This window comes from Immundisolibacter sp. (assembly GCF_028696615.1).
Classification (GTDB): Bacteria; Pseudomonadota; Gammaproteobacteria; order Immundisolibacterales; family Immundisolibacteraceae; genus Immundisolibacter.
Genome location: NZ_JAQVGQ010000164.1, coordinates 1 through 5,960, shown reverse-complemented (window position 1 = coordinate 5,960; position 5,960 = coordinate 1). Strand labels below are relative to the sequence as shown.

General features: G+C 72.8%; 7 protein-coding genes. 4 read left to right on the top strand and 3 right to left on the bottom strand.

Annotated elements, in window-relative coordinates:
- The 4 genes from PHC73_RS10485 to PHC73_RS10470 all read left to right on the top strand — a co-directional run.
- On the top strand, positions 1-664 hold a 664-nt coding region (locus PHC73_RS10485), incomplete at its 5' end, for a DMT family transporter (RefSeq protein ID WP_300127714.1).
- A 70-nt stretch (positions 665-734) separates the two neighbouring features.
- A complete protein-coding gene (rlmD, locus tag PHC73_RS10480) occupies positions 735-2,078 on the top strand; it encodes a 23S rRNA (uracil(1939)-C(5))-methyltransferase RlmD (RefSeq protein ID WP_300127710.1) in 1,344 nt (447 codons plus the stop codon).
- 3 nt (positions 2,079-2,081) lie between these two features.
- Entirely contained in the window at positions 2,082-2,414 is a 333-nt protein-coding gene (locus PHC73_RS10475; RefSeq protein ID WP_300127707.1) for a 4a-hydroxytetrahydrobiopterin dehydratase, read from the top strand.
- Positions 2,411-3,370 carry an L-threonylcarbamoyladenylate synthase gene (locus PHC73_RS10470; RefSeq protein WP_300127705.1) on the top strand — a complete coding sequence of 320 codons (960 nt, stop codon included), beginning with the start codon at positions 2,411-2,413 and terminating at the stop codon, positions 3,368-3,370. Before PHC73_RS10475 ends, PHC73_RS10470 begins: the two co-directional genes overlap by 4 nt.
- Positions 3,371-3,506: 136 nt before the next feature.
- Here PHC73_RS10470 and PHC73_RS10465 read toward each other — a convergent pair whose 3' ends face one another.
- The 3 genes from PHC73_RS10465 to rmuC all read right to left on the bottom strand — a co-directional run.
- Positions 3,507-4,124: a nitroreductase family protein gene (locus PHC73_RS10465; protein ID WP_300127702.1), complete on the bottom strand. Its 618-nt coding sequence runs from the start codon at positions 4,122-4,124 to the stop codon at positions 3,507-3,509.
- An 11-nt stretch (positions 4,125-4,135) separates the two neighbouring features.
- Complete coding sequence (locus PHC73_RS10460; protein WP_300127699.1) at positions 4,136-5,428, bottom strand: MFS transporter; 1,293 nt, start codon at positions 5,426-5,428, stop codon at positions 4,136-4,138.
- 38 nt (positions 5,429-5,466) lie between these two features.
- Positions 5,467-5,960, bottom strand: a 494-nt coding sequence (gene rmuC / locus PHC73_RS10455) for a DNA recombination protein RmuC (protein WP_300127696.1), incomplete at its 5' end; no start/stop codon positions are given.

Here is a 5,960-nt window from a genome sequence, read left to right as displayed (position 1 = left end):
CCTCGACTTCTGGGGCCTCGCCTACATCAACGCCAGCCTCGAGCGGCTGATCCTGTTCACCTACCCGACGCTGGTGGTGGTGATCGGCGCCTGGCTCGGCCGCCGGCGCGTGGCGCGGCGCGAGCACGCGGCGCTGGCGTTGTCCTACGCCGGCATTGCGCTGGCCTTCGCCAATGACCTGCACCTGGCGCACGACCGCGCGGCGCTGGCGCTCGGCAGCGCGCTGGTGTTCGGCTCGGCGGTGGCCTACGCGCTGTACCTGCTGGCCAGCGGCGGCACCATCGCCCGCATCGGCGCCCGCCGCACGGCTGCCTACGCCATGCTGATCTCGACGTTGTTCGTTGTGGTGCAGTTCGCGGTCAGCCAGCCGCTCTCGGCGCTGCGCCAGCCGGCATCGATCCTGGGCCTCGCGCTCGCCATGGCGCTGCTGTCGACCGTGCTGCCGAGCCTGCTGCTGGCCGAGGCCATCAAGCGCATCGGCGCCGGCCGGGTGGCGCTGATCGGCTCGACCGGGCCCATCATCACCATTTACCTCGGCGTGGTGCTGCTCGGCGAGCCGGCCACGCCCCTCCAGCTGCTCGGCGCCGGCCTGGTGCTGGGCGGCGTGCTGCTGGTGACGATGCCGCGCCGCGCCGTGCCGTCCGAGCGGGCGCCGCGCCGATAATGGGAATGAAACATTCCATTCGCCGCAGCGCGGTACAGGCCCGCGCTGCGCTCTTTTTTCACCGATGCCCATGAGCCGCAGCAACCGCCGTCTCCGCCCCCCCGCCCAGCAGCCGCTGCCGGCACCGCTGCGCATCGAGCGCATGGCCGACGCCGGTCAGGGTGTGGCGCACGTCGACGGCAAGCTGTGCTTTGTCGACGGCGCGCTGGCCGGCGAGCTGGTGCACGCCGCGCGCCTGCGCCGGCACGCCAACTACGACGAGGCCGTCGTCACCGAGGTGCTGGAACGCTCGCCGCAGCGCGTCGAGCCGCGCTGCGCGGTGTACGGGCGCTGCGGCGGCTGCGTGCTGCAGCATCAGGACCACGCCGCGCAGGTGGCGGACAAGCACGCCCAGCTGCAGGAAAAACTCGCCCGCATCGGCGGCGTGCAGCCGGCGCAGTGGCTGCAGCCGCTGACCGGGCCGGCCTGGCATTACCGGCGCCGGGCGCGCCTTGGCGTGCGCCTGGTGCCCAAGCACGGCGGCGTGCTGGTCGGCTTTCGCGAACGGCGCTCGTCGTTCATCACCGACACGCACGACTGCCCGGTGCTGGACGCGCGCCTGGCGGCGCTGATCGGGCCGCTGCGCACGCTGCTCGGCGGCCTCACGGTGGCGGCGCAGGTGCCGCAGCTCGAGGTCACCGCCAGCGACGACGAGGTGCTGCTGGTGATGCGCCACCTCCTGCCGCTCACCGACGCCGACCGCGCCGCGCTGACCGGCTTTGCCGCCGAGCACGGCGTGCGCTGGTTCCTGCAGCCGGCGGGTCCGGACAGCGTGCACCCGCTGCCGCCGGCCGGCGATCAACCGCCGCGTTACCGGCTGGACGCCTTCGACCTCGAACTCGAATTCGGACCGCTCGATTTCACGCAGGTCAACTTCGCCATCAACCAGCGCCTGGTGCCGCTGGCAGTGGACCTGCTGGCGCCCATGCCCGGCGAGCGCGTGGCGGACCTGTTCTGCGGGGTCGGCAACTTCAGCCTGGCGCTCGGGCGCCGCGGCGCGCGGGTGCTGGGCCTAGAGGGCGACGGCGCCCTGGTGGCGCGCGCCCGCGGCAACGCCCGGCGCGCCGGGCTTGCCGAGCAGTGCACCTTCGAGACCGTGAACCTCTGCGACGACGCCGCGGCGGCGCTCGCGCGCCTCGGCCGCCAGGACGCCTGGCTGCTGGACCCGCCGCGCTCGGGCGCGCAGGCGCTGTGCAGCGCGCTGCCCACGCCGGGTCCGGCGCGCATCGTGTACGTGTCCTGCAACCCGGCCACGCTGGCGCGCGACGCGGGGCTGCTGGCCGGCCAGGGTTACCGGCTCGTGCGCGCCGGCATCGTGGACATGTTCCCGCACACGGCGCACGTGGAATCGATCGCGCTGTTCGAGCGCGCCTGAGCCATGAGCGAACTCGTCCACCAACACTGCACGCCACTGCCGCCCGGCACGCCGCCGCTGGCGGCGGCCGAGCAGGCGGCGCTGCTGGGACAGCTCGATCCGGCCTGGCGCATCGTCGACGGTCACCACCTCGAGCGCGAGTACCGGCTGGCGGACTTTGCCCGTGGTCTCGCGCTGGTCGACGCCATCGGCGCGCTCGCGCAGGCCGAGGACCACCACCCCGAGCTGCTGCTCGCCTGGGGCCGGGTCCGGGTGCGGCTGTGGACGCACAGCGTGGGGGGCTTGAGCCGCAACGACTTCATCCTCGCCGCGCGCATCGACCGGCTGGCGCCATGAGCGGCGAAACCGACGCGCTGATCACCCGCGCGGTCGAGCTGCTGCGCGCCGGGCAGCTGGTGGCGCTGCCGACCGAAACCGTCTACGGCCTTGGCGCCGACGCGCTCAATCCGGCCGCACTAGCGCGCATCTTCGCGCTCAAGGGCCGCCCGGCCGACCATCCGCTGATCGTGCACCTGCCGCCGGACGCCGCGCTCGAGGACTGGGCGCGCGAGGTGCCGGCCAGCGCCCGCGCGCTGGCGGCGGCCTTCTGGCCCGGCCCGCTGACGCTGATCCTGCGCCGCCATGCGCGCGTGCCGGCGGCGGTCAGCGGCGGCCAGGACACCCTGGCGCTGCGCGTGCCGGACCACCCGCTGGCGCTCGCGCTGCTGCGCGCGTTTGGCAGCGGCATCGCGGCGCCGTCGGCCAACCGCTTCGGCCACGTGAGTCCGACCACGGCGGCGCACGTGCGGGCCGAATTCGGCGATGCCGTGCCGCTGATCCTGGACGGCGGGCCGTGCCGGGTGGGGCTCGAGTCGACCATCGTGGATCTCAGTCGCGGCGTGCCGGTGGTGCTGCGCCCGGGCGCCATCGGCGCGGCCGACATCGCCCGCGTCACCGGCGTGGCGCCGCATGCGGCCGACGCCGATCGGCACGGCCCGGCGCCGCGCGCCTCGGGTCTGCTGGCGCGCCATTACGCGCCGCGCACGCCGGCCGAGCTGGTGGACGGCGCAGCCCTGCCGGGGCGACTGGCGCAGCTTAAGGCGCAGGGCCTGCGCGTGGGTGTGCTGGCGCTGCGCCGCCCGCTCGGCGACGGCATCGCGCTCGACGACGAACCGGCCGCCTACGGCCAGCGGCTGTACGCGGCGCTGCGCGAGCTCGACGGCGGCGGTTTCGATCGGCTACTGATCGAAACCCCGCCGCCCGGCGAGGCCTGGCGCGCGGTGCACGACCGCCTGCGCCGCGCGGTGGCGTGAGCGGCGGGGAAACGCCGCCTCACCCGCCGACCGCGCGTGACGACGCCGGCCCCAATGCCGGCCCCAATAGGAGCGGCTTCAGCCGCGAACCGAATTGGCCTCAACAGGCCAATGAAAACGATTTTTCAACGGCCTGCTAAACCAGCCCGCGGCCGCCCAGGGTCTCCAGCTTCACCACCTCGCCGAGCGGCTTGCGGTAGCCGCGCGGCGTGGCCGGTGCGGTGCCGCGGCCCATCACGATCAGCATGGCCGGGATGAAGTTGTCGGTAAGACCGATGACCTCGGCCACCGCCTGCGGGTCGAAGCCGATCATGGGACCGGTGTCGAAACCGCGCTCCTTGGCGGCATACATGAGCGTCATCGACGCCAGACTCGCGCCGCGGATGGCCTCGTCGCGCGCGAACTGCGCGTTGTTTCCGTACATCTGCGCGGTCATGGCCACCATGCGCTCGCGCACTGGCTGCGGCGCCTGCGCAAACACGGCCGGGGCGTCGTTGTGCGCGTCGAGCTTGGCGCACACCACGATGGCAGCGCCGCAGTTCTCCACCTGCGCCTGATCCATGCTGGCGGCGCGCAGGCGCTTTTTCTGCTCGGCGTCGCGCACCACCACGAAAGTCCACGGCTGCAGGTTGAAGGCGCTCGGGGACAGGATCACGTCGCCGAAAATGGCCTCGAGGTCGGCGTCGGTCACCGGCTGGCTGAGGTCGTAGTCGCGCACGCTGCGCCGGGCCTGGACCAGTTCGGGAAAATTCATCGCGGACTCCTTCAGGTGGGTTGGAAGGCGGGTTCGGCCGGCGGCGCCGGGCGGCGCGCCAGCAGATAAAAGCACGCCGAGCCGACATAGCCGGCGGCGATCAGGCCGTAGATGGCGGCATAGGACCGGGAAACATCGTACACGGCCGACGCGACCACCGGCCCCAGGCCCAGCGCCACCAGCTGGAAGCTCGCCATCAGCCCGGCGATGCGGCCGAACGCGAAGCGCCCGAAGTAGTGGGTCAGGATCAGCCCGGTCAGCGAGCCCTCGCCGCGCACCAAAAGGCCCATCAGCGCCGACATCAGCAACGCTCCACCGGCGCTGTCGACCGTCAGCCACAGCAGCACGCTGGCCGCCGCCAGCAGCTGCGAGACGATGGCCAGCGTGCGCTCGGCCACGAATTCCGACAGATAGCCCCACACCACGTTGGCCAGCGCGCCGGTCAGCGCCAGCACGCTGACCGCCGTCACCGCCTGCACCTGCGACACGCCGCGGCTGACCAGATAAGTGACGTGGTAGAACACCACCGTGCCGTTGGCGGCGATCGCCACCACCGCCGCCGCCATCAGCAGATGCAGCGCCCGGGTGCGCAGCGCCTGCGGCAGGGTCCAGGGATACTCGTCGGCTGCGACGCGCCGCCGCCCAGGCCTGGCGGCGCGCGTCGCCACCGGCCCGCCGTCCGGCTGCAGGCCAAGCGCCTCGGGACTCCTGCGCAGCAGCAGCCAGGCCGACGGCAGCACCGTCAGCACCGTCAGCCCCCCCATGGCCACGAACAGCTCGCGCCAGGTCCAGCCGTGCCGCTGCGCCCAGGCGCCGGCAAACGCCATGGCGGCGCCACCGAGCGGCACCGACATGGAGGCGATGCCCAGCGCCCGGCCGCGGTAGTGCAAAAACCAGTGCACGGCGATGGCCCGCTGCGCGGCGCCGCCGAGCGCGCCCTGTGCCGCCCCGCGCGCCAGCATGTAGCCGACATAGAACACCGCCAGGTTCGGACTCCAGCCCATCAGCACGAAACCGGCCGCCATCACCAGCGCCGCGAGCCCCATCAACAGGCGCGGCCCGTGGCGGTCGACCCAGGCGCCGGCCAGCGGCGACACCAGGCCGCCGGTGACGGTGCCGGCCAGCAGCGCGCTCGATATGGCGGTATAGGTCCAGCCGGTGTCGCCGGTGATGGCCAGCAGCACCGAGCCCATGTACATCTGGCTGCTGCCGGCGGACACGAAGCCGCCGAGCGAGGCCACCGCCAGCACCACCCAGCCGTAATAGAACCGCCCGCGCAGGCGGGTTACGAGGCGATCGGACACGGACCCCCCTGTGACGTTGTCGAACTGCGACGGCAAGCTCAAAAACCGTCGGTCGCCGGCGCCGGCAGCTCGGCCTGCGCCTGGTCGAGCAGGTCGGCCGGCATCGACTTGGCGGCGTCCACGCCGAGTGCTTTCAGCTCCTCGGCCCGCTTGACGAGGTTGCCGCGCCCGGCGACGAGCTTGTTGCGCGCGGCATCGAACGCGGTCTGGGTGCTCCTGAGGCGGCTACCGACGGTTTCGAGGTCCTGCACGAAGCCGACGAACTTGTCGTACAGATCGCCGGCGCGGCGGGCGATTTCCTGCGCGTTGCGGCTCTGGTGCTCGAAGCGCCACACGTTCTGGATCATGCGCAGCGTGGTCAGCAGCGTGGTCGGATTGACGAGACCAATGTTGCGCTCGAGCGCCTCGGTGAACAGCGCCGGCTCGGCGCGCAGCGCCTCCATGTAGGCCGGCTCGACCGGCACGAACAGCAGTACGAAGTCCAGCGAGCGCACGCCCGGCAGCTGGTGGTAGGCCTTGTCGCCGAGCTGGC

What these genes read in the sequence shown, in the direction of transcription:
- PHC73_RS10465 (WP_300127702.1), bottom strand. Translation starts at nt 4,124, where the DNA reads ATGAATTTTCCCGAACTGGTCCAGGCCCGGCGCAGCGTGCGCGACTAC.
- rlmD (WP_300127710.1), top strand. Translation starts at nt 735, where the DNA reads ATGAGCCGCAGCAACCGCCGTCTCCGCCCCCCCGCCCAGCAGCCGCTG.
- PHC73_RS10470 (WP_300127705.1), top strand. Translation starts at nt 2,411, where the DNA reads ATGAGCGGCGAAACCGACGCGCTGATCACCCGCGCGGTCGAGCTGCTG.
- PHC73_RS10475 (WP_300127707.1), top strand. Translation starts at nt 2,082, where the DNA reads ATGAGCGAACTCGTCCACCAACACTGCACGCCACTGCCGCCCGGCACG.